The organism is Candidatus Pantoea multigeneris (assembly GCF_011752615.1).
Classification (GTDB): Bacteria; Pseudomonadota; Gammaproteobacteria; order Enterobacterales; family Enterobacteriaceae; genus Pantoea; species Pantoea multigeneris.
Genome location: NZ_VWXF01000046.1, coordinates 1 through 255, shown reverse-complemented (window position 1 = coordinate 255; position 255 = coordinate 1). Strand labels below are relative to the sequence as shown.

Genomic DNA, 255 nt, shown 5'->3' with positions numbered 1-255 from the left:
CCCACACTACCATCGGCGCTACGGCGTTTCACTTCTGAGTTCGGCATGGGGTCAGGTGGGACCACCGCGCTAAAGCCGCCAGGCAAATTCTGTTATTCACGCCGTTACCTTACTTCCGTAACCACGCGAACCAATCCGTTCGAACAAAGCTGAAAATCTACTGCGTCTTCTCAAAAACGCCTCTGGCGTTGTAAGGTTAAGCCTCACGGGTCATTAGTACCGGTTAGCTCAATGCATCGCTGCACTTACACATCC

At 52.5% G+C, this 255-nt stretch carries 1 rRNA gene; it reads right to left on the bottom strand.

The features are described from left to right. Positions 1-83: ribosomal RNA gene (gene rrf / locus F3J40_RS24690) — 5S ribosomal RNA — on the bottom strand; the annotation flags it as partial. Between the last annotated feature and the right edge of the window lie 172 nt (positions 84-255).